The sequence below is a fragment of the Acinetobacter sp. YH16056_T genome, from assembly GCF_024605895.1.
GTDB classification, from domain to species: Bacteria; Pseudomonadota; Gammaproteobacteria; order Pseudomonadales; family Moraxellaceae; genus Acinetobacter; species Acinetobacter amyesii.
The window spans coordinates 2,676,524-2,699,451 of the sequence record NZ_CP094545.1 but is presented as its reverse complement, the minus strand read 5'-3'; the positions used below and the strand labels follow the sequence as shown (position 1 = coordinate 2,699,451).

At 40.8% G+C, this 22,928-nt stretch carries 23 protein-coding genes; 14 read left to right on the top strand and 9 right to left on the bottom strand.

Features of this window, described 5'->3' with window-relative positions:
• The first annotated feature begins 317 nt into the window (after positions 1 to 317).
• Positions 318 to 1,598: a D-arabinono-1,4-lactone oxidase gene (locus MST17_RS13175; protein ID WP_180026033.1), complete on the top strand. Its 1,281-nt coding sequence runs from the start codon at positions 318 to 320 to the stop codon at positions 1,596 to 1,598.
• Between the two features lie 56 nt (positions 1,599 to 1,654).
• Positions 1,655 to 2,806: an alanine racemase gene (locus MST17_RS13170; protein ID WP_180025972.1), complete on the top strand. Its 1,152-nt coding sequence runs from the start codon at positions 1,655 to 1,657 to the stop codon at positions 2,804 to 2,806.
• A gap of 64 nt (positions 2,807 to 2,870) precedes the next feature.
• On the opposite strand, the gene MST17_RS13165 is transcribed toward MST17_RS13170, so the two are convergent.
• A complete protein-coding gene (locus MST17_RS13165) occupies positions 2,871 to 4,409 on the bottom strand; it encodes a glutamate synthase-related protein (protein ID WP_218949168.1) in 1,539 nt (512 codons plus the stop codon).
• 401 nt (positions 4,410 to 4,810) lie between these two features.
• Here MST17_RS13165 and thrS point away from each other — a divergent pair, with 401 nt between their 5' ends.
• Complete coding sequence (thrS, locus tag MST17_RS13160) at positions 4,811 to 6,733, top strand: threonine--tRNA ligase (RefSeq protein ID WP_180025971.1); 1,923 nt, start codon at positions 4,811 to 4,813, stop codon at positions 6,731 to 6,733.
• Between the two features lie 5 nt (positions 6,734 to 6,738).
• Positions 6,739 to 7,287: a translation initiation factor IF-3 gene (gene infC, locus MST17_RS13155; RefSeq protein WP_180026032.1), complete on the top strand. Its 549-nt coding sequence runs from the start codon at positions 6,739 to 6,741 to the stop codon at positions 7,285 to 7,287.
• Between the two features lie 702 nt (positions 7,288 to 7,989).
• Here infC and MST17_RS13150 read toward each other — a convergent pair.
• Entirely contained in the window at positions 7,990 to 8,451 is a 462-nt protein-coding gene (locus MST17_RS13150) for an Hsp20 family protein (protein ID WP_180011698.1), read from the bottom strand.
• A 315-nt stretch (positions 8,452 to 8,766) separates the two neighbouring features.
• Here MST17_RS13150 and MST17_RS13145 point away from each other — a divergent pair, with 315 nt between their 5' ends.
• Entirely contained in the window at positions 8,767 to 9,384 is a 618-nt protein-coding gene (locus tag MST17_RS13145) for a glutathione S-transferase N-terminal domain-containing protein (protein WP_168378472.1), read from the top strand.
• On the opposite strand, the gene MST17_RS13140 is transcribed toward MST17_RS13145, so the two are convergent.
• Positions 9,381 to 9,827 (bottom strand): energy transducer TonB, encoded by a 447-nt coding sequence (locus MST17_RS13140; protein ID WP_180082324.1) that lies wholly within the window; start codon positions 9,825 to 9,827, stop codon positions 9,381 to 9,383. The two genes, MST17_RS13145 and MST17_RS13140, sit on opposite strands and share 4 nt — an antisense overlap.
• 180 nt (positions 9,828 to 10,007) lie before the next feature.
• Between MST17_RS13140 and MST17_RS13135 the strand changes: the two genes are divergently transcribed.
• Both MST17_RS13135 and MST17_RS13130 read left to right on the top strand, forming a co-directional pair.
• Entirely contained in the window at positions 10,008 to 10,292 is a 285-nt protein-coding gene (locus MST17_RS13135; RefSeq protein ID WP_180025969.1) for a hypothetical protein, read from the top strand.
• A 12-nt stretch (positions 10,293 to 10,304) separates the two neighbouring features.
• Positions 10,305 to 10,733 (top strand): YqaA family protein, encoded by a 429-nt coding sequence (locus tag MST17_RS13130; protein ID WP_180025968.1) that lies wholly within the window; start codon positions 10,305 to 10,307, stop codon positions 10,731 to 10,733.
• Here MST17_RS13130 and MST17_RS13125 read toward each other — a convergent pair.
• The 3 genes from MST17_RS13125 to MST17_RS13115 all read right to left on the bottom strand — a co-directional run bounded on the left by MST17_RS13125 (position 10,721) and on the right by MST17_RS13115 (position 13,620).
• Positions 10,721 to 11,467, bottom strand: a complete 747-nt coding sequence (locus MST17_RS13125) for an energy transducer TonB (protein WP_180020973.1) — start codon at positions 11,465 to 11,467, stop codon at positions 10,721 to 10,723. The two genes, MST17_RS13130 and MST17_RS13125, sit on opposite strands and share 13 nt — an antisense overlap.
• Positions 11,468 to 11,527: 60 nt before the next feature.
• Positions 11,528 to 12,262: an energy transducer TonB gene (locus tag MST17_RS13120; protein ID WP_180025967.1), complete on the bottom strand. Its 735-nt coding sequence runs from the start codon at positions 12,260 to 12,262 to the stop codon at positions 11,528 to 11,530.
• Positions 12,263 to 12,366: 104 nt separating this feature from the next.
• Entirely contained in the window at positions 12,367 to 13,620 is a 1,254-nt protein-coding gene (locus tag MST17_RS13115; protein ID WP_078192864.1) for an MFS transporter, read from the bottom strand.
• A 223-nt stretch (positions 13,621 to 13,843) separates the two neighbouring features.
• Here MST17_RS13115 and rpmI point away from each other — a divergent pair, with 223 nt between their 5' ends.
• Together rpmI and rplT are read left to right on the top strand one after the other, a co-directional pair.
• Positions 13,844 to 14,038, top strand: a complete 195-nt coding sequence (rpmI, locus tag MST17_RS13110) for a 50S ribosomal protein L35 (protein WP_065994397.1) — start codon at positions 13,844 to 13,846, stop codon at positions 14,036 to 14,038.
• 11 nt (positions 14,039 to 14,049) lie between these two features.
• Positions 14,050 to 14,409 (top strand): 50S ribosomal protein L20, encoded by a 360-nt coding sequence (rplT, locus tag MST17_RS13105; RefSeq protein WP_004647525.1) that lies wholly within the window; start codon positions 14,050 to 14,052, stop codon positions 14,407 to 14,409.
• Between the two features lie 77 nt (positions 14,410 to 14,486).
• On the opposite strand, the gene MST17_RS13100 is transcribed toward rplT, so the two are convergent.
• The gene (locus MST17_RS13100) at positions 14,487 to 15,629 is read right to left on the bottom strand and encodes a hypothetical protein (protein WP_180025966.1); all 1,143 of its coding nucleotides are present in this window, start codon (positions 15,627 to 15,629) and stop codon (positions 14,487 to 14,489) included.
• A gap of 575 nt (positions 15,630 to 16,204) precedes the next feature.
• Here MST17_RS13100 and MST17_RS13095 point away from each other — a divergent pair.
• Both MST17_RS13095 and MST17_RS13090 read left to right on the top strand, forming a co-directional pair.
• Positions 16,205 to 16,756, top strand: coding sequence for an adenylate kinase (locus MST17_RS13095; RefSeq protein WP_180026031.1), 552 nt, complete (start codon positions 16,205 to 16,207; stop codon positions 16,754 to 16,756).
• 110 nt (positions 16,757 to 16,866) lie between these two features.
• Positions 16,867 to 17,079, top strand: a complete 213-nt coding sequence (locus MST17_RS13090; protein WP_111884721.1) for a hypothetical protein — start codon at positions 16,867 to 16,869, stop codon at positions 17,077 to 17,079.
• Between the two features lie 84 nt (positions 17,080 to 17,163).
• On the opposite strand, the gene MST17_RS13085 is transcribed toward MST17_RS13090, so the two are convergent.
• Entirely contained in the window at positions 17,164 to 18,192 is a 1,029-nt protein-coding gene (locus tag MST17_RS13085) for a hypothetical protein (RefSeq protein ID WP_180025965.1), read from the bottom strand.
• Positions 18,193 to 18,351: 159 nt separating this feature from the next.
• On the opposite strand from MST17_RS13085, the gene pheS reads away from it, so the two are divergent.
• The 3 genes from pheS (at position 18,352) to MST17_RS13070 (ending at position 22,137) form a co-directional block, all read left to right on the top strand.
• On the top strand, positions 18,352 to 19,332 hold the full coding sequence (pheS, locus tag MST17_RS13080) for a phenylalanine--tRNA ligase subunit alpha (protein ID WP_180025964.1): 981 nt from the start codon (positions 18,352 to 18,354) through the stop codon (positions 19,330 to 19,332).
• Between the two features lie 130 nt (positions 19,333 to 19,462).
• On the top strand, positions 19,463 to 21,844 hold the full coding sequence (gene pheT / locus MST17_RS13075) for a phenylalanine--tRNA ligase subunit beta (RefSeq protein WP_180025963.1): 2,382 nt from the start codon (positions 19,463 to 19,465) through the stop codon (positions 21,842 to 21,844).
• Positions 21,841 to 22,137, top strand: coding sequence for an integration host factor subunit alpha (locus tag MST17_RS13070; RefSeq protein WP_004649746.1), 297 nt, complete (start codon positions 21,841 to 21,843; stop codon positions 22,135 to 22,137). The genes pheT and MST17_RS13070 overlap by 4 nt, the downstream gene beginning before the upstream one ends.
• Positions 22,138 to 22,424: 287 nt before the next feature.
• Here the strand turns inward: MST17_RS13070 and MST17_RS13065 are convergent, their stop codons facing one another.
• Positions 22,425 to 22,670, bottom strand: coding sequence for a hypothetical protein (locus MST17_RS13065; protein ID WP_078192631.1), 246 nt, complete (start codon positions 22,668 to 22,670; stop codon positions 22,425 to 22,427).
• Positions 22,671 to 22,928 lie beyond the last annotated feature (258 nt).

Sequence of the window (22,928 nt, the reverse complement as noted above, 5' to 3'; positions counted from 1 at the left end):
TTGTTGGTTTTTTATACTAATTTGGCAGATATTTCCGTGTGTGATCTTCTTTGTTGATTCGGTTTGAATGATGCTTAACGAATAATGTAGAGCGCCTTGAATAGTCTTTGTGGGGGTATAAACGAATGATATTTTCTTTAATTGATCGTGGATTATTTGCTGTTTTATAACAATAAACTGAAATTTGAGAAGATGCTTAACTTAGTATAATCTAAGTAAAAAATCAAGATGGCTTGCGCATTAACATTGCAAAAGCAGAAATCAAAAATAAAACAATACGGCTAAATACAATAAAAAGTATGGCGACAAGGATGAATATGACAATTCAACACGACATTGCATGGGAAAATTGGTCAGGTGCTCAGAAGTCGATCCCGAAGTCATTTATACAACCGCAAAATCTTGAGCAATTAATGGATGTGGTGCAATCCCATCCTAAGATTCGCTTGGTTGGCGCAGGGCACTCATTTAGCCCTTTGGCAAAAACCACAGATACCTTAGTACGTTTAGATCATCTCAAAGGCATTCTAGATATCGATGCTGAACGCTGCCAAAGTACCGTCCAAGCTGGCACACGATTATTTGATTTGGGTGAGAAGCTCGCGTCTTTTGATCAGGCACTGATTAATCAAGGAGATATTGATCGTCAAAGTTTGGCTGGAGCTATTGCAACAGGGACGCATGGTACCGGACTCGAATTACCGTGTTTATCGGCATTGGTTACGAGGTTTGAATTATTAACCGCGCAGGGTGAATTACTACAATGCAGTGCTGAACAGAACAGCGAAATTTTCCAAGCAGGGCGTGTTTCACTCGGGAGTTTAGGCGTGCTGACGCATGTACAGCTGCAAAATCGGCCGATGTATAAACTCAAAGAACAAACGCGATTATGTCCGCTGAACGATGTCATGCAGAATATGCAGCAATGGCAATATGCACATCGACATATTGAGTTCTGGGCATTTAGTCATGCCGATCAGGTTATTTTAAAAACCTTAGATGAGACGGAAGATAACCTTCAACCTCGAAAAGAACAGTGGTTAGATGACGACGTATTACTCAAACTTTGTGCAGAATTGACGCGAATTTTTCCACCACTGAATCCATGGCTACAAAAATTATTAGGTGTTTTTGTCAAACCTTCGATCAACGTAGACTGGTCAAGTCGAATTTTTCCTTCTGCTCGAAGTACCAAATTTAATGAGATGGAATACCAGATTCCGCTGCAACACGGGATGAATTGTTTAGAAGAAATTTTGCATACCCTTCGACGACATAAGGTGCCGATGTTTTTCCCGCTAGAATATCGACTTGTACGTGGGGATGATATTTGGCTCAGTCCGTTTTATCAGCAAGATTCGGCCTCAATTTCGGTGCATCAGTTCTATAAGCAAGATTATCAAGTCATCTTTAAGCTCGTGGAGCCGATTTTTTTTAAATATGGCGGGCGTCCGCATTGGGGGAAATTGCATAGCCTAAATGCGCGGCAGCTTCAAAATGTGTACCCCAAGTGGCAAGATTTTTTGAATATTCGACAAGAATTAGATCCTCAGCAAAAGTGGCTCAGTCCCGAGCTACAGCAGTTACTGATTGATTAAGCATCGTGGAAGTTAAACATTGAAGACCAATTGAACGATATGAAAAAGGGGATGGCATGGATGCATATTTTCAAAAGTTGAATTCGCTGTTAAAACAAAATGGTACGGGGATGCCCCAGTTAATCGTGGATGTTGATGCATTAAATCACAACTTGGGGGTCACTCAGCAGCAAATGCCAGAGCGTCTGCATCCGCGCTTGGTGGTGAAATCCTTGGCGTGCATGGCTCTGCTTCAACACTGTGCTACACAGCTCAAGACACAGCGTTTCATGCTATTTCATTTTGCACATCTGAAAACACTTTTCGAGTCGATGCCACAAGCCGATGTGTTGTTTGGAAAACCGATGCCAATTCAGGCCTTGAAGCATGCAGACAAGGCAGTTTTGCAGGCCACGCAATCGCAAGTGCAATGGCTGATTGATAGTGAACAGCGTTTAGCCCAATACCTCAAATTTGCTGAGCAGCATCAACTGTGTCTACGCATCAATATTGAAATCGATGTGGGGCTACACCGCGGTGGTCTGAAAACGATCGATGAGCTAAAGGCTATTTTGGATGTAATCGTTCAACATCCTCAACATTTAAAATTTTCAGGATTGATGGGCTATGACGCACATGTGGCGAAGATTCCACGACTGATTCAATCTGCTGAACAGACTTATCAACAATCCCAGAAAAGTTATCAACAATTCAAAGCTTATGTACAACAGCGCTATCCAACTTTATGTGATGAACACACCTGTTGGAATGGTGGTGGTAGTCCTAGTTTTAGTTTTCATTATCAGCAGAGCGTCTGTAACGAAGTCTCGTTTGGCTCGATGTTATTAAAACCCGCAGATTTTGAACTGAAAAATTTACAAGCTTTCCAAAGTGCCTTATGGATCGCCGCACCCGTGCTAAAAGTGTTGCCGCGGACTGAATTACCACAGTTAGAATGGCTCAGTCGTTGGGCAAAATATCAGGCTGTATTTATTTATGGAGGCTATTGGCGAGGGGACTATGTTTATCCTCAAGGCAGTCAGCCCCATGCATTATATGGTCGAAGTAGTAATCAGGAACTTGTGCAAATTCCACAGACAAGCAACATAGATGTAGATGATTATATTTTTTTACGCCCTACCCAGAGTGAAATGATCATCCCTCAATTTGCACAGCTTTGGTTGTACCAAGCTGATCAATTCATGGCCTTTGAGACCTTCAGAGAATAAAAAAAGAGCCCGTATGGACTCTTTTTAGGTTCAATTGTTTTGAAAAAAGCTCACGATTTGAAGCTTACTCAAATCCACCGTAGTGAATACCCGTGAGGTTAGACATCTCTTTTTTCCATGTGGTCAGGTCATCTTTGCAGAATTGATTCAGATGATGATGTCCGCAGGCACGTGCCAGAACTTGCATCAGTTCAACGGATGCATTTAGAAAATTCGCCAGTTGTTGTGCCGACTTGTCTATTTCTAAACGACGACGTAAATGATCTTGTTGTGTGGCGATGCCGACAGAACAATCATTGGTCTGACAGGCACGCATAGCTAAACAGCCAATGGCTTGCATGGCAGAGTTTGAAATCGCGATGGCATCTGCACCTAAAGCCAGTGCTTTAATAAAGTCAGCGGGTACACGAAGTCCACCTGTGATCACTAAACTAATATCTGACCGTCCTAAACGGTCTAAATGACGACGTGCTCGTGCAAGCGCGGGAATGGTCGGTACAGAGATATTGTCACGGAATAAGGTTGGGGCTGCACCTGTACCACCGCCACGTCCATCTAAAATAATATAGTCCACACCAATGCTGAGTGCTGCGTCGATATCACGTTCAATATGCTGTGCGGAGAGCTTGTAGCCGATTGGGATGCCTCCTGTTTCTGCTCGGACATATTCTGCAAATTCACGATATTGTGAAAGATGTGTCCAATCAGGGAAGGTCGCAGGGGAAACGGCTGCGGTGCCTTCTGGTAATTTGCGCACTTCTGCAATCTTACCAACCACTTTATGGCCTGGAAGATGCCCTCCCGTACCTGTTTTTGCAGCTTGACCGCCTTTAAAATGAAAGGCCTGACACTTTTTAACTTTTTCGATGTCATAGCCAAAACGACCCGATGCAAGTTCATAAAAATAACGTGAATTGGCCGCTTGTTCCTCAGCAAGCATTCCACCTTCACCTGAGCAAATCCCTGTACCCGCAATTTCAGCACCTGTTGCAAGGGCAACTTTGGCTTCTTGAGATAACGCACCAAAACTCATATCTGACACAAACAGGGGAATGTTGAGTTTTAAAGGTTCTTTAGCATTTGGGCCAATCACCACTTCGGTTGCTACGGGTGCATCATCTAACAATGGAATTTTCCACAGTTGTGCGGTGATCAGTTGAATATCATCCCATTTCGGAAGTTGATTGAAAGGCACGCCCATTGCCGCTGTCGGGCCATGATGTCCAAATTTACTTAAGCCATTTCGTGCGAGTTCCAAGATCAATTTATTATATGGTTCTTCTGGCGCGGGCGCGGAGTCAGCATATAGGCCTTGGTATTGATCACGCTTATATTGTTGAGGATTTCTTTTTTCCCACGCTTGAATTTCTTCAAGATCGACATACACCTGATCGCCTTCCACCCACGCTTTAAACTTTTGCAGATTTTTATTCAGATAACGTGGGTTGATGCCAGTTTTATAAATATAGTGAGAGCCATGCAGCCCACAGACGATTTTATCTCCTTGAATATGGGCATCGGCCATGAGTGCGCCGCGATGCTGACAGCGACCATACATGACCACGACTTGTTCTACATCATCATCTTCGAGCCGTAAGACCACAAGATCGACATTGGCTGCAAGGGCATAAGCGGGTTTGGAGCGGTTTTAAACTAGACCAAGATATAAGTGAATGTGCTTGCATGATACCTGCCTACATAGAGAGTTCAGTGGGTATAGGTGTTCGAAATTCGGAATAATTTTATGAATTAGAACGTGATTATTATGTTGACAGCATAAAGCGCATTTCGGCTGAAATCTGTTTGAATTATCAGGAGTCTTGTAAAAGGCGGCAGAAAAATCAACTTCTATGGGATTAGAGGTTTATTAAAGTTGGCAGGGCGTGTAAAATTTAGGTCGAATTTTATTTATCCACCGTTTTTATCTTTTGAGGGTCTCCCTCGATCATAATCTCGCGGTGACATGCTCCATTGTACGGGGCATCACTCCTTAAGGATTTTTATATGCCAATTATCACTTTGCCTAATGGCGATCAAAAACAATTTGATCATGCCGTGTCTGTGATGGAAGTTGCTCAAAGCATCGGTCCTGGTCTAGCAAAAAATACAGTTGCGGGTCGTGTAAACGATCGTTTAGTTGATGCATCTGATTTAATTACAGAAGATGCTAGCCTACAAATTATCACGCCTAAAGATGAAGATGGTATTCACATCATTCGTCACTCTTGTGCGCATTTGGTAGGTCATGCAGTTAAGCAATTGTTCCCAGAAGCAAAGATGGTCATTGGTCCTGTCATTGAAGAAGGTTTCTACTATGACATCTGGATGCCACGTCCGTTTACTTTAGATGACATGGCAGCAATCGAAGAGCGCATGAAAAAGCTCATCGACCAAGACTATGATGTCATCAAAAAAATGACTCCACGTGATGAAGTGATCAAAGAGTTCACTGCACGCGGCGAAGAATACAAACTGCGTCTGATAGAAGACATGCCTGAAGAAACTGAAATGGGCTTGTACTATCATCAAGACTACTTGGATATGTGTCGTGGTCCGCACGTTCCAAATACTAAATTCTTAAAATCGTTCAAGTTGACTAAAATCTCTGGTGCTTACTGGCGCGGTGATGCGAAAAACGAACAGCTGCAACGTATTTACGGTACAGCTTGGGCTGACAAAAAACAGTTAGCTGCCTATATTAAACGTATTGAAGAAGCTGAAAAACGCGATCACCGTAAAATTGGTAAAGCGTTAGACTTGTTCCATATGCAAGAAGAAGCGCCGGGTATGGTGTTCTGGCATCCAAACGGCTGGACGATTTACCAAGTGCTTGAACAATACATGCGTAAAGTTCAACAAGCCAACGGTTACCAAGAAATCCGTACACCGCAAGTGGTTGATTTCACGCTTTGGGAAAAATCAGGTCACGCAGCAAACTATGCTGAAAATATGTTTACGACTCACTCAGAGAACCGTAACTATGCAGTAAAACCAATGAACTGCCCATGTCACGTGCAAGTCTTCAACCAAGGTTTGAAATCTTACCGTGACCTGCCAATCCGTTTAGCTGAGTTTGGTTCATGTCACCGTAACGAACCATCGGGTTCATTACACGGCATTATGCGTGTACGTGGCTTTACCCAAGATGATGCGCATATCTTCTGTACCAAAGAACAAATCGGTACTGAAGTTGCAGACTTTATTAAACTGACATTAGATGTTTATAAAGACTTTGGCTTTGAAGAAGTACAAATGAAGTTGTCGACACGTCCAGAAAAACGTGTAGGTGATGACAAACTTTGGGACATGGCAGAAAAATCTTTAGCAGATGCTTTAGATGCTGCAGGCCTAGAGTGGGAACTTCAACCGGGTGAAGGTGCATTCTACGGTCCGAAAATTGAATTCTCATTGAAAGACTGCTTAGGTCGTGTATGGCAGTGCGGTACAATTCAATGTGACTTTAACTTACCAGAACGTTTAGATGCGTCTTATGTGACTGAAGATAACGACCGTGATCAGCCTGTAATGTTGCACCGTGCAATTCTTGGCAGTTTCGAGCGTTTTATTGGTATACTTATTGAACACTATGCTGGTTTCATGCCACCTTGGTTGTCTCCAATTCAAGCATGTGTGATGAACATTACCGATTCACAAGCTGAAGCATGTGAGTCAGTCGTCGCTAAACTTAAAGAAAGCGGTATCCGCGCGATTTCAGACTTGAGAAATGAGAAAATCGGCTTTAAGATTCGTGAACGTACTTTAGAGCGTATTCCTTACTTATTGGTTCTTGGGGACCGTGAAGTTGAGGAAGGTACTGTAAACGTCCGTACTCGCTCTGGAAAAAATTTGGGTACTATGTCAATTGATGCATTCGTTGACCTAGTAAAAGCAGCCGTAGCCGAACGCGGCCGGTACATTGTGGAGTAAAAGCGATTAAACAGCCTGACCGTAATCAACAGGGCGGAAAATCAAACCGTCCTGCCTTGAATGATGAAATTCGTGCAAAAGAAGTCCGTCTAGTAGACGAAAATGGCGAGCAAAAAGGGATTGTATCTCTTGCTGACGCTTTGCGTGCTGCAGAAGCAGTAGATCTTGACCTTGTTGAGATTGTTGCTAATGCTGAGCCACCAGTCTGCAAAATCATGGATTTCAACAAGCATTTGTTTGATCTAAAACAAAAGCAAAAAGAAGCGAAGAAAAAACAACATCAAGTACAGGTGAAAGAAATCAAGCTACGCCCTGGTACTGATGTTGGTGACTACAACGTTAAACTACGTGCCATTATCAAGTTCCTTGAAGAAGGCAATAAGGTAAAAATCACGCTTCGTTTCCGTGGTCGTGAGATGGCTCACCAACAACTTGGTTTGGCTCAATTACAAAAAATTGAAGCTGACGTAGTTGAATACGGTGTTGTTGAACAAACCCCGAAAATGGAAGGCCGTCAAATGGGTATGCTGCTTGGTCCTAAAAAGAAAAAGTAAGTATCCATTAAAAAAGCACTGCATTTGCAGTGCTTTTTTTTGCCTATATTTTGGTTTTTTAATCTCAATGATGTTCAAGGGCACCAATAATTTTTGCTGCGTATTGATTGGAAAATAGAGCAAAATTCATGAATGCGAACTTATGTCTGAGGGTATTAAGTAAGTTTCTTTAAGAAAGACAAATTTGATTATATTTTAATTGATATTCAATCGTTGTTTCGATTCAGACGTTTTGAAATGCTTTAATTTAGTTTTAATGTAGGTATAAAGTGAGCAAAGCTTTTTATTGAGCTAACTATGTGAGATCTATTTACATAACACCGGCCGTGAGATGGGGATTTTCAGTACCCTCCAATAGATTTTCATCTTGGTAATATTAGGTCGTATATTCCATGTCATAAAAGCAATCAGAACAAAGTACATTTCATAGAAATAGATAGTAATACAAAGTAGGATTATTTTTTGCAAGATACGCCAAAATTGAAAAAGAGTAGATGAACAGCTTGTAAGCCAGACCCACCAAGGATTCATTAAAACACCTATAGGGAGTATTTAGTTTGGAATAAAAAATCAGAACATAAAATTTGCAATCTAGACACTATATTTTTGAGATGGGATGATTTTAATTCTTTTTTATTATGTTACGAATTTAACTATTTTTTTCAAAAAAAAGACCCCGAAGGGTCTTTTTTTTATGAGGGTTTACTCAGCGATATTTTCTTGGACATGACTTTCTATCAATGCCTTTTTGCCAATTGGAATTTGGCGTGGTAGTTTTTCTTCAGGAATAATACGCTGTAAGTCCACTGTCAATAAACCATTTTCATATAGGGCTTGTTGCACTTCTATATGTTCATCTAAGCGTAAAGACAGTTTAAATGTACGACGAGCAATGCCTTTATGCAGGAATTCCACAGTTGTATCTTGCGCTTCAGTTGGTTTACCTGAAATGCTTAGCACTTGATTTTCTAAGTTTAGCGAAAGTTCATCTTCTGTAAAACCTGCGGTTGCCACCACAATGCGATAGCTATTTTCAGCCGTTTTTTCAATATTGTATGGCGGGTAATTTGGTGTGTCGCTTTGCATAGCATAATCAAATAAATCGTTGAAACGATCAAAACCAATGCTACGACGGAAAAGTGGGTTAAGATTTAAACTACTCATAATTAGAACTCTCTTTAATAAGCAAAGTTGTAACAATAAGAAATGTTCAGTGATGCTTGGCATCCACTGTTCACTAACAAGATCGTTTGATCCTTGTACATGTATCAATATCGGTCTGTGCTGATTTTTTTCAAGGGATTTTTATAAAAAAATTATATTTTTTGAATTTTTGTACCTTAAGTGATTTTAAAAGCAAAGTGATAATTCACATTTTAACGTTACTTTGCAGAAAAACTGACAAGCTTTCACTGGATTAAACATGTTATACATAAAGCAAAATGAGATTGCCTTACTGAAAATTAAAAAGGAATATAGATGATTGATCTCTACTATTGGGGTACACCCAATGGACATAAAATTACCATCGCTTTAGAAGAAATGGGTTTGGAATACCAAATTTTTCCGATTAATATCTTGGAAAATGATCAATTTCAGCCAGACTTTTTGAGAATTTCTCCGAACAATAAAATCCCTGCAATCGTGGATCAGAATGGCCCACGAGGAGAGTCAATTTCAGTTTTTGAGTCTGGTGCGATTCTGCAATATCTTGGACGTAAAACAGGTTTGTTTTATCCAGAAGATGAGTTTGAGCGCGTTGAAGTTGAACAATGGTTGATGTGGCAAATGGGTGGTTTTGGGCCCATGTTAGGACAAAATCATCATTTTAGTCGTTTTGCACCTGAACGTATTCCGTATGCAACTGAACGTTATGTAAATGAATCTAAACGCTTATATAAAGTTTTGAACCATCAGTTGATTGGTCAAAAATTTGTGGCTGGAGAGTATTCGATTGCAGATATGGCTATTCTGCCTTGGGCACTGCGTCATGAATGGCAGCAAATTCAGCTGGAAGATTATCCATACGTGAAAGACTATATCGATCGACTGACGGCCCGTCCAGCGGTACAAAAAGCCTTAGCAATACACGTTTAAAAAAAGAGCATGGAAACATGCTCTTTTTTTACGAAATAAATAGAAGCTTTTTCCACCAAGGTCTTTGGTTTTCTTTCAGGGTCTTGAGTGAGAAGGGCTGTAAGGCAACAAAGGGGGGAGGCTACACCATTTTCGATATAAGGTTTGAACTTGGCACGTAAAAGTGACTGCTCAACCCGCTTATCAATGTGTGTAAGTCCAGAGCTTTTGATTAATTCAGCTTTTTGAACTTCGCCGGTGGCTAAAACATACAATTTAAAACTAAGGTCACGATTTTGATTGCCCAGATCGTCATTGTTGAAGTTAAAGAAAGGTCGCTTTTGCCAAATCATTTGATCTTGTGTAATCACGTGTTGTTTGGCAACTTCAGAAGGACTTTGTGCATATAAAGCGGTCAAAATTTGTAATAACACGATAAAACTTAAGCAAAGAATTTTTTTCATAAAGTGAGTTAAAATTATTCAATATTTGCGTGGCAGATTAGAAGTCTCATGTATAAAAGTAAAGTGCGGAAAGACTCACCTTAAGATTTTAGATAGGACGGAAGAAAATTCTAACGCTGTGTTAGAATGCGGCGCTGCCGAAAGAACGCGTTGTTGACGGCTTAGTTGGACGATTTTGCGATGAAAGACTTTTTCTTAAATTTTACCCGTATTGTTGAAAATAACCCAAGAATCTATTGGAGTATTATTTTGGGTATTGCAGGCTGCTTAGTGCTATTTGTCGCTGAAATTGTGCATGTTCAAAATATTCTTGCAGATTTACATACCAAAGATCAAAACTTGATGCGAGCTGCGATTGAACCGATTTCTTCACAATATAAATGGTCGAGAATCGTTGTAATTGTTGCAGCAGTGCTTTGGTCAAATTTTGAATATTTGAAGTCGAAGAAAAAATTAGGTCTCTAAGCATTCGTTTCGATGTGGTCGTTTTTAGTTTTATTCTTCGCGGCATTTGGGGCTGCGACCTTACTTCCTTTACAGTCCGAAGCCGTATTGCTCGGATTGTTGAGCTATGGTCAACACAATCCATGGCTACTGATTTTGGTGGCCAGTATCGGAAATATCCTCGGTTCTTGTGTGAATTGGTGGCTCGGTTTAAAAGTAGAACATTATAAAAATAAAACATGGTTTCCCGTGTCAGAGCCAAAAATGCAGCAGGCACAGGGCATTTATCACAAATATGGCTATTGGTCTTTGCTACTGAGTTGGCTGCCGATGATTGGAGACCCAATTACTTTAATCGCGGGTTTAATGAAAGAAAACTTCTGGCGATTTTTCACACTGGTCAGTATCGCCAAAATTGGACGTTATCTGTTTATCTACGGGCTATTTTTTCAATTACATTGAATATTTTTCAGCTGAATGCGCTCTTTAAATTGAATTTTAAAGATCTGATAAAACTTACGTGGCGCTTCGATTTTTGCCAGTTCAAATTTCTTTAATAGCAAGCGGGCAATTGGATCACTTGGACTTTGTATTAAACGAATATCGGAAATTTGGTTCTTACGATCTACGCTAAAACTAAAATCTATGCTGAATTGTTTTGCTTCAGATTCCGTCATCGGCAGCTTCATTGCGGGGACGTCTTTGTATTGAAATGTTCTATGTTGGCCAGACTGTTGGAGCTGCAAGCCCTCGGGCTCAAAATCAGCCCAGCAGGTTTTGATGGGCTTTCTTTTTGGTGTTTTACGTGTCGATGAATAGTCATCAGCATTAAATTCAAATGGCTGCGTCGCTCGGAAGGGATAGCTGATGCCCGATTCTATATAAGGCCTGAAGCGTGCCTTTTTTACCGCGTTAATGACCATATCATCCAAATCTGGCAAGCCTGAACTGGTGATGATTTTGACTGCGGTAATGTTGCCCGAGTTGTCTGCATCAATTGCGACATTGACAAATCTAGGGCGTCCTTCCAGATCTCCTGGCTCAAATTTAACTTTGGGTGCGCGCATCCAGCTGACAGGTCTGTCTTGCAATATTTTTACTTCGCTGGCGGGCGCAGTCTCAGCGGCAGCATACTGCGTGCACATCACTGTGCTTGCACAGAGCATTAGACCTATTGCTGTATATTGTTTCAACATAGTCATTCCATCAGTGCGCGGCATGCCAATGCATTATTTTAATGCCGCTAAAAATTGAGATTATGAGCAGCCATTTACTTGAAATTGAATTTCATCTTTAAAGTTCGACTTTTTATAGATCCAAAGGGTGCTCGCAGTACGTTTAACCGAGATCTGACTATTTCTCAATGCTTCAACGACTTTCTGATCGAGTGCATAAATGCCAGAGCCTTGCTTGATCTTGACCTTTTTTACTTGTCCGTGTTTATCCACTTTAAAGTTAAATTTGACTTTACGATCATGCTGTTTCAACTCATGACTAGTGAGATCTAATTTTGGTTGAGATACATATTGGAATGGCGTTTTCTTATCTGCACTTTGTGCCTTCCAAACTTTTGAATCAAAGTTGAAATCACATTCAGGCGTATTGCCTTTAACTCTCAAATTAAACGCTTGATAGCCAATAATGGCTTTGGCTTCACCATTTTCTAAATGTGGTTTGACTTTAGCTTTTTTGACAGCAGAAATTAAGATTCGGTCGAGTTGATCGACACCTGTACTTTCTTCAACACTTGCATCGGTAATGGTGCCTTTTGCATTTGCTGTAACACGAATAATGGCCGCGCGGTCACGTTGCTTGAGGTCTTCATTGGCATATACCGGTTTTGGAAAAACCGACCAATTTAAACGCGTGGTTAAATGTGCAGGAGCAACTTCAATATTCTGTGCCGGAAGTTGATGGGTTTTGGTTGAAGCACTAAACGCTGTAGAAAATGGAGCGCAGGCCAAAAGGGTTAAGCACAGATATTGTTTCATAAGTCTATTCTAAGATCACAATGTGAGTGATGAATGCGTCGATATTGCTGCGCAGTATTTCCTGTATTGGAAATACTGGCAAGGTTTAAATGGAAAATATGCCATTATTTTTTTGACTGATGGGTAATGTCGATCCCAAACAAGTCACGGGTTTTTGCCCAGCTGATTGCAACAACAGCCATGGTCATACAACCACCAAAAAGTGTCGCCATGATCGTGCCCATGTATTTTGCTGCAAGTCCCGATTCAAAAGCTCCAAGTTCATTACTGCTAGAAACAAACATGCCATTCACCGCAGCAACACGACCTCGCATATTTTCAGGTGGATAAAGTTGCAAAATGGTCTGACGAACCACCACAGACACGCTGTCACATGCCCCAGTCATTGCCAGTGCAAAGAGTGATAACCAAAGATTGCTTGAAAATGCGAATAAAATGGTAAATACACCAAAACCCGCTACAGCCAATAACATATTACGCCATGCATGATGAGTTGGAGGGAATTTGGTCAATGCAATCATAGTGATCAGGGCGCCAATAGACGGTGCTGCCCGTAAGTAGCCTAAACCTTCAGGCCCCACTTTTAAAATATCTTCGGCAAAAATCGGTAAGAGGGCAATCACGCCACCAAAAAGCACAGAAACTAAATCGAGTGAAATCGCCCAAAGGACAATTTTGGTTTTCCAGATAAATCGAAAACCTTCACTTAAACTATCTTTTAAATTGTCAGATTCAATTTTAGGAAAACTGCGTTTATTGAGTAGGTTAATGAGAACGAAGCAGACCGTTAGTAGCGCCGCAACACTGAGTAAGCTGGTTTCACGGCCTAAAAATGCCAACATAAAACCGCCAAGCATTGGCCCAATAATCACCCCACTTTGCCAACCAATCGTTGTCCATGTTGCACCATTGGCATAGAGCTCCCGCGGGATTAAAAAAGGTTTAAGCGACGTTGCCGAGGGATTATAGAAACCACGGATCGTTCCAAGCCCAAAAATGACCGCATAAATTCCCCAAGACAGTTGGGTGACATCAATTTGGCCGAGACCATATTGGTGAAATAACCCCCAAAGAATTAGTGGCATAGGTACAGAAAAAAACAGACAAATTTTCATAATGGTCTGTTTATTGAAACGATCTGCAAAGTATCCTCCCCACAAAGAGAGAGCAATAAAAGGAATTGCTTCAGCTAAACCAATTAAGCCCAGTGTTAGCGGGTCTTTAGTGATTTGATACAGTGAGTAAGCAACAATAATTTCTTGAATCAAAATGGCTAAGGTCAGACAAAATTGATTAAGCGTAACAATCGAGAAATCCCGATAACGTAGGGCTGCAAAAGCATCCTGTGCAGGTTTCATAATGGACATTAATAGTTGGCGTGCCGACATTATATAAGCCTTATTGGGCATCGCTTATAAAATCATCGGAAAATCTATATCAGAAAATTAATTAAGTTCGATATTCGGTAGAAAGATTCGCTTTTGTTTTGAGCAAAGATGCTTTAGAATACTCGCTCCCTTACCTGCAGGGCGTCTTTGCAATGGTGCAGACGTGCCGAACAGGTGTTCAAAAGAGGTTCTTATGCCTAAGATGAAAACTCGCCGTGGTGCAGCTAAACGCTTCAAGCCAACTGCAAACGGTTTTAAACGTCACCAAGCGTTCAAACGACACATTTTGACCAAAAAATCTGCTAAGCGTATCCGTCAATTACGCGGCTGTGTAATGGTTCACGTAAGTGACGTTGCTTCAGTTCGCCGTATGTGCCCATACATCTAAGGAGATTATAAATGGCTCGTGTTAAACGTGGTGTACAGGCTCATCGCCGTCATAAAAAAATTCTTGCTCGTGCTAAAGGTTACTACGGCGCTCGTTCACGCGTATATCGCGTAGCGTTCCAAGCAGTAATCAAAGCAGGTCAATATGCTTACCGTGACCGTCGTCAAAAGAAACGTCAATTCCGTGCTCTATGGATTGCGCGTATCAATGCCGGTGCTCGTCAAAATGGTTTGTCGTACAGCCGTATGATCGCTGGCTTGAAAAAAGCTCAAGTGATTATCGACCGTCGCGTACTTGCTGACATCGCTATGCATGACGCAGTTGCGTTTGCTGCTTTAGCTTCTAAAGCTAAAGATGCATTAGCTGCATAAGTCTTTATGACTTAAAAAGGGACCGCTTTTAGCGGTCTTTTTTTGGGCTTTAAATTCTTATGTAAGCTTAACCAATATTAATCGGTTTTTGTTTTAAGCTGGACATAAGCAAGGTCTCGGTGCTGAAAATGATAGTTATGCCAATGATAATAAATGGGAAATTCATAAATTGCATTTATTTTAAAGTGCGTGTTGTAGAAAGATGTTTTGGGTAAAATATGAAAAGTTTGCTGGTTGTCTAATAACAACCATTTCTGACCATCTGTATCCATTGAGAGTAATTGCGCATCGGTCATTTTATGAGTGCCAAAATGCAAAGCATAATAACTATGCAATACCGGCATTAGAAAAAAGCTCAGGCTCAGCGTTAAAAATGTACTGGACAGCACGCTTCCTGTAAACGCCATTTTGGGAATATCTTTTTGTATCCACAATACGCTTGGAATGAAAATCAGCAGAAAAATAATGGCCAAACACAGCAAAACCGGATAATTGGAAATGTAAAAGAACTGCGCTTGCGCGTTTAAATATAAGCCCAAAATACCAATAGGAACGCTGCCGATAATCAGGTAGGCGATCCGCGGGCTGATCTTGGTTTGCAGAATTAAATTTTGCAGATCTTCTTGAGAAAGCGTCAGCGCCGCAATCTCATCCTGAAAATTATAATATTGTTTGAGTATTTGAATCAGCTGCCCTTTTTCATGTTCACTTAAGCATGCAAGGTGCAGTTGAGATTGAACATTTTTAAGGGGGAAGAATAAAAGCTGTGGATTTTCTTTGTTGGCAGTCTGATAAATAGGACGCTGCAGCCATGAGATCCGTTTTGGGCGTTTTATACCAAGAATGGCAAATTGACAGTATTCTACCTCCTGCCGCTGAATGAATGTGCTGAGAGGTATTTTCCACAAGCGGTAATAAATTTTATCAGGCGTAATGACCAGTTTAATCTGCGTTTTTAAGTAATCAATGACAATTATAGATACGATGTAGAGCAGGATCAGCTGGGCATGATCGGCTTGCAGCTTGTAAATCGGGAAATTTTTTAGGGTGAATTGCAGGTATTCAATCACTATGCTGACGTTAAGCGGTTGAGCTTGATCTCTAAACCATTTGAAAAAAGGTATAATAAAGACCATCGCAATGCCTAGTAAAATAAGCATTAAAATTGTTGGCCATGAAATCAGCGGTTTTTTAGCATAAATGTCAAATTCTGTTTTCATAAAGTCTCATAATAATTATGTTGAAATTTTATATTTAAGTGTTTGGTTACTATATTTAAATTTTGAATATTTGATCGATGCTTAGCGCTAAATTATATCTGAAAATGAATAGGCTAGGTAGGTGCTGCGCCCCGAGCCACGGTTTGTGCGTATTATGTCGTGATTTCAATGTTTAGCTTCGATCTTGTTGCCTGGCCGGTTTGTTTAATGCTCAGTTGAAGGCCCGCACATGCACACGGTGCTTTTCGCTCAGAACGGGAAGGTATTTATATTGCGCATGTTCATCATAATTGCGGGCAGAATTAATTCATTCATCTGGGGACAGCTAGAATCTGTTTTTTTTATAAGGCGTGCAGATAGGGGGGACGGCCATAAATGAATGGATAAATACCAACTGAAAAATTATTGGATCAATATAGTCTGTGAAAAGTGTGTTTTTATACTGCAATTGAACCTGACTTTATCAATATCGATGCAGATCTTTTAAATTATCGTGAAGAATAAAAGTTAACCTATCTTATCTAATACTGTTATCTTGAAGTAGGTTCACTTGACTCAAGTAGATCATCATGACAATGAAAAAAATAAACGTAGTCGGTACATCTGCTACAGGAAAATCAACATTTTCTAGGGCATTGGCAACAAAGCTTGGTTTGCATTACATTGAATTAGATAACTTGTTTTGGCTAGATGATTGGCAAGAATGTCCTGATGAGATCTTTTTTGCACGTATTGAAGCTGAAACCGCTAAAGCGAAAAATGGTTATGTTATTGATGGCAATTATACTCGGGCGATTCCTGTTAAATGGTCTGAAATAGATACGGTGATATGGTTAGACCTTCCGTTTCCAGTCAATTTATACCGCTCTGTAAAGCGCGCAATTTCTCGGGCTAAGTCCAAACAAGATCTTTGGCCAGATTCAAATAATCAGGAAAGTTTCTGGCGGATATTTGGTCGAGATTCCATTGTCTGGTGGATGATTAAGACCCATAAAAAGAATCGTGAAAAATATCTACAGATGATGAATGCACCTGAATATCAACATATTCAATGGATTCGTTTAAAGTCTGCAAATGCAGTTGATGCATTTTTAGAACAATTGGACTCTTATGTTTTTGATGTTTAAGTTTTGATGTTTTATCAATAAAAAGTGCAGTTAAGTTACAGAAATAATCTTTATACCGCGCTTTGCGACATGCCTAATGTATGGATAGAAAAGAACAAAAGGAAAATAAAATGTTGGCTGAAATAGTTGGTATGGGTCAAGGTAGCATTACTGTAGAGCTCGAAATGATTCCCCGCAAAGGTGAGGCAGTCAAAATCATGTATGGTGCAGACGCAGAGCTTGAGGGGGAAGTAGTCTCTGTCAGTCATTATATTAATCAACATGCCGATCAGCATCGCGTTCGATTAGAAATTCGTCCATTTAATTATTTAACGACCTCATAATTTTGAAATCTTTCATACAGAAGTATGTTTATAAAAAAGCCCCTCTATGAGAAGGGCTTTTTAGTGTTGATCATATTTATACAGTTAAAGTCCGAAGTAATAAGCCAATAAGCAAATCACTACCGTAATAATAATTAAAGTAATCACTCCACCTGCACCGGGTTTATGGGTTGGATTTGGCGTGTGTGCATGCTGAGGATTTGATTTTCTTTGCTCAGTTTTAAATCCATCCAGAGGAGAGCTTTCGACCACAGGAGTTAAACGTGCAGTTTTATAGTGATTGGCGACTTTTACGATAAATTTAGCCGTTAAATCTTCAGTTTTTTGAGCAAAATGGCGCAAATTTAACTGTTCTTCAGGTGTATAGATGCTGCCATCTGCATGATAGGGATGCTGAATTTTAGACTGAATGTGGCGGTTTAATGCATCTAAGCGATGCAAGCTGTCATGTGCAAAATCCGCTTGTGCATCCGTTGGCAAGAGTGCAAGTTTTGTAGATTCATTCGATTCGCTGCTTAGATCAAGCTGCGTACCATAATAAGGTGTGCCCAACACCTCCGGCTCAATAAAACCTTCCGCAGGTTTTTGTAAAAATAATTCTGCTTCAGTGAAGTTATGAATATCATCCCATTTTGGTAACTGCATATCTGCTTCGATGCGTTTAATGAGTTTATGGTTCAGCTCATAGCGCCAAAAAGTTTCTCGACGAATTTGCAGTTGTTGGGATGCCGGTGCTTCATAGTCATTTTCTGCGTTATACCACTCGGCAAGTTCTTTACCAAAAATCCATGCCTGCTTTTTATTTTGTTCATGGCTCACAATAAAATGAGCAAAGGGAAGAAGTTCAACGTTAGCATTCGGATTTTGTTCATCATTCAGCAAGCTAGAGCTATGTAAACTTAAGCGTTGTACCCCTTGTTTTTTTAAGCCCTCTAGCCAAATTTGGAAATGTTGAGCCAATAAATGCTGTGAAAGCAAATCACGAAAATGGAAACTGTGCTGATCAAAAATGTGGTGATTCAACCAACGTTGAAAACTCAAACCTTGGTTGAGAAATTCATTGCCATAAGTGACGAGTGTGAGCTGTTGTTTCCAGATTGGATCGAGTGCCATAAAGATTGGATCCCATTGATATTGTGTTTATCTTATACTTTTTTTAAAACTTGATGCTAATGCAATTTTAACTTGTGAATGCGCTTCATCATAACGGCTAAAAACTGTTAGAATAAGGGGTTTATATTATTTTTTTAAATTGTTGCTTTGAGAGTTACTATGTCACTGGAAGCCCTGACCACTGAAGCGCTCGCTGCGATTGCAGCAGCAGAGGACCTTGCTACACTCGACCAAGTGCGAGTGCAATTTACAGGGAAGAAAAGCCAGCTCGCGGAACAATCGAAGTCGCTCGGTAAAATGGACCCAGAAGAACGTAAAGTTTTTGGTGCTCAAATTCATGCCGTTCGTGAATCGATTACTGGCGCACTGACTGCTCGTCAAGCTGAATTACAAAAAGCTGCATTAGAACAAAAGCTTGCTAGCGAAACGGTTGATATTACTTTGCCCGGCCGTGGTCAAACGGTTGGTAGCATTCACCCTGTGACTCAAGTTCAAGAACGTATTTGCCAATTCTTTACCAAAGCTGGCTTTACTGTTGCGACCGGTCCAGAAGTTGAAGATGATTATCACAACTTTGAAGCATTGAACATTCCGGGTCATCACCCTGCACGTGCGATGCACGACACTTTCTATTTTGATGCGAATCATTTACTTCGTACGCATACCTCAGGCGTGCAAATTCGTACGATGGAAAATCAGCAGCCTCCAATCCGTATTGTGTGTCCTGGTCGTGTTTATCGCTGTGACTCGGACCAAACGCATTCACCAATGTTCCATCAAATCGAAGGTTTGTATGTGGCTGAAAACACCAGCTTTGCAGAACTTAAAGGTTTGTTAGTGAACTTGCTAAATGAATTCTTTGAAAAAGATTTGAAAGTACGTTTCCGTCCATCTTATTTCCCATTTACAGAGCCAAGTGCGGAAGTGGATATCATGGATGAACGTGGTAAATGGTTGGAAGTTTTGGGCTGCGGTATGGTGCATCCAAACGTTTTACAAGCCGCTGGCATTGACCCAGAAAAATACAAAGGCTTTGCCTTCGGTTTAGGTGTAGAGCGTTTTGCAATGTTGCGTTATGGCATTAATGACCTGCGTATGTTCTACCAAAATGATGTGCGTTTCTTACGCCAATTTGCTTAAACAGTTTTATACCTCTCCCTAACCTCTCCTAAAAGGAGAGGGGTTGTCCATCATGACTTAGGGTTCGTCCTCTTTCTTTAAAAGGACGCTAGAGAGGATTAGAAATTTAGAATTAATAGGTTTTTATACAATGAAAATTAGCGAAAATTGGTTGCGTACATGGGTTAACCCAGCCATTGATAGCGATACACTTTCTGACCAACTGACCATGTTAGGTTTAGAAGTTGATGATTTATCTCCTGCTGCAAAACCATTTACTGGTGTAGTAGTCGGTGAAGTTTTAACAGTGGTTCAACATCCCGATGCTGACCGTTTACGTGTCACTACTGTAAACATCGGTTCAGGCGAGCCGTTACAAATCGTTTGTGGTGCTCCAAACGTGCGTGTAGGCATGAAAGCTCCTGTAGCAACCATTGGTGCAGTACTTCCGGGCGATTTCAAAATTAAAAAAGGCAAGCTTCGTGGTGTTGAATCACAAGGCATGCTGTGCGGTGCGTCTGAAATTGATCTTGAAGATAAAATCGACGGTCTATTGGAGCTTCCTGCCGATGCACCTGTTGGTGTAAATGTGCGTGAATATTTAGATCTTGATGACAATGTGATTGATATCAGCATCACGCCAAACCGTGGTGACTGCTTCAGTATTCGTGGTATTGCACGTGAAATTGGTGTGATCAATCAACTTCCTGTAACTGCCCCTGAAATTAAAGAAGTTGCTGCAACAATTACTGATGAGAAGAACGTTGTTGTTGAAACTGATGGTTGCCCACGTTACTTAGGCCGTGTAATCAAAAACGTCAATACCAAAGCACCAACTCCTGAGTGGATGGAGCGTGCATTGGCTCGTGCGGGCATCCGTCAGCACAGTATTTTGGTCGATATTACCAACTACGTTTTAATGGAGCTGGGTCAACCTCTACATGCATTCGATGGCGGTAAAGTTGAAGGTTCTGTTCGTGTACGCCAAGCAACAGCAGCAGAAAAATTAACGTTGTTGAATGAACAAGAAGTTGAATTATCTGAAAACGTGATGGTGATTGCGGATGATCAAAAAGCTTTGGCGATTGCAGGAATCATGGGTGGCCTAAGTTCAGCGGTTTCTGATGACACCATTGAAATTTTCCTTGAGTCGGCGTTCTTTGATCAACTCTATATCGCAGGTCGTGCGCGTAGTTTTGGTTTGCATACCGATGCATCTCAGCGTTATGAACGTGGCGTAGACTTTGAATTGCCGATGACGGCAATGCACCGTGCTTCACAGCTTATCGCTGATTTAGCTGGTGGTGAGTTTGGTCCAATTACTGTTGCTGAAAAAGTTGAGTTATTACCAAAACGTGAAGCCATTGAACTGAACCAAGCGCAAGTCGATCAACTGCTCGGTTATAAAGTTGAATCTGCATTTATTACGGATGCTTTAACGCGTTTGGGTTGCAATGTCACTGTGAAAGCAGAAGGTGAGTGGACTGTTGTACCACCATCACACCGCTTTGATATGGCGATTTATCAAGACCTCATTGAAGAAGTGGCACGTATTCACGGCTACGACAATATTCAAATTAGCTTGCCGGTGATTGATGTCAAACTAGCGAAATACCAAGACCAATTTGAATTGGTTCAGTTACGTCAAACTGCAGTGGCTTTGGGTTATCAAGAAGCGATTAGCTTTAGCTTTGCAGATGCGAAACTAGAGAAACAATTGAATCCAAAGGTTCAACCACTAGCGCTTGCAAACCCGATTTCTAGCGACCTTGCAGTGATGCGTTCAACCTTATTATCAAGTTTGATCCCATGTGTGCAATACAACGTGAACCGTCAGCAAAACCGTGTGCGTTTCTATGAGCTTGGTCTACGTTTTGATTATCAAGGTGCGAACAGCATTCATGATCTTAAACAGATCCCAACCTTTGCACTGGTTGCAATAGGTTCGCGTACGACTGAATCTTGGCATGGTAAAGCACAGCCAATGGATTTCTTTGACTTTAAAGGCGATGTAGAGGAGATTTTAAATTCTGCACGTTTAAATGTTGAATATGTACGTTCAGAGCGTACGTGGTTGCATCCAGGTCAATCTGCTGAAATCTTAGTCAATGGTCAATCAATTGGTTACTTCGGTCGTTTACACCCATCTTTAGAAGATGAGTTGGATTTGGCAACAACTTGGGTAGCTGAGTTGGATCAATCGGCTGTTTTGCAAACTTATGTATCTAATTTTACAGAATTATCACGTTTTCCGTCGGTTCGACGTGATATTGCGCTTTTAATTAGTGATAAGATTAATGTTAGTGAAATTCAGCAACTTATCGAAAAAACCGGCGGTGAGCTTTTAGACGCAGTTTGGTTATTCGATGTGTACACTGGTCAAGGTGTCGAAGAAGGCAAGCGCTCATTGGCATTTGCAATTCAATGGCAACATCCAACACGTACATTAGAAGATGCTGAAATCAAAACCGGTATGGATAACATACTTCAGGTGTTGGAAAACACTTACCAGGCGACATTGAGGGCTTCATGACAGCATTAACAAAAGCAGAAATGGCTGATCATTTAAGTGAGCTCACGAGTTTAAACCGTCGTGAAGCAAAACAAATGGTCGAGTTATTCTTCGATGAGATTAGCCAAGCGCTAATCTCTGGGGAACAAGTTAAACTCTCTGGTTTCGGTAACTTCGAGTTGCGTGATAAACGTCAACGCCCAGGCCGTAACCCGAAAACGGGTGAAGAAATTCCGATTTCTGCCCGTCGTGTAGTGACCTTCCGTGCGGGACAAAAATTCCGTCAACGTGTTGGAAATGAGCAGATCGATTGATCTGCTTTTTTTTGCCTTTGATTTAGGAGGTGCAGTGTTCATCATCTATCGCACAAGTCATGTTGAAGAATATTCGTTTTAAAATGAGACGATATAGTTGAGTTGAGTTGAGTTGTCGTAGAGGTTGATTGTGGCTTTCCTTTAGCTAAATTGTCAGTTTTTATTTTTCAATAAGCATGGGCTTAGTATTTTGAATTTTAGCTCTTTTTATGAACTAGGGTTTAAAGTTTGAAGCAATAAAAAAGAGAGCCATAGGGCTCTCTTTTTGTGCTGAATAATCGGTTAGATTATTGAGCTTCAGAAGCAGCAGCAGTAGCTTCAGATGCAGCAGCAGTAGCTTCAGAAGCAGCAGCAGTAGCTTCAGATGCAGCAGCAGAAGCTTCAACAGCAGCAGCGTCAGACGCAGCAACTACTTCAGAAGCAGCAGCTTCAGATGCAGCAGCAGGAGCAGCTTCTTCAGTTTTTTTAGCACAACCAACGAAAGCTAAAGTAGTAGCAACTGCAGCAGCAATAGCGATTTTTTTGAATAACATGGCATCACTCTCTAAAATATGAGATTAAAAAATAACCTGCGTTAGTCTGTTGTGTGCTTTTATTATGCCTAATTTGAATAGGTATTAAAAATGCATAGAGCAGTCTAACTGGTCTGCGTGTATGCTATCACTGAGTATTTTGAAATGCTACTAGTGACTTTGAAAAAACCGTTAAAAATAGGTGAAAAACGGCCATTTTTTAACAGAAAATAACAATTAAGAGAAAGTTTTATATTGGCGAAATAGCAAATAAACTAC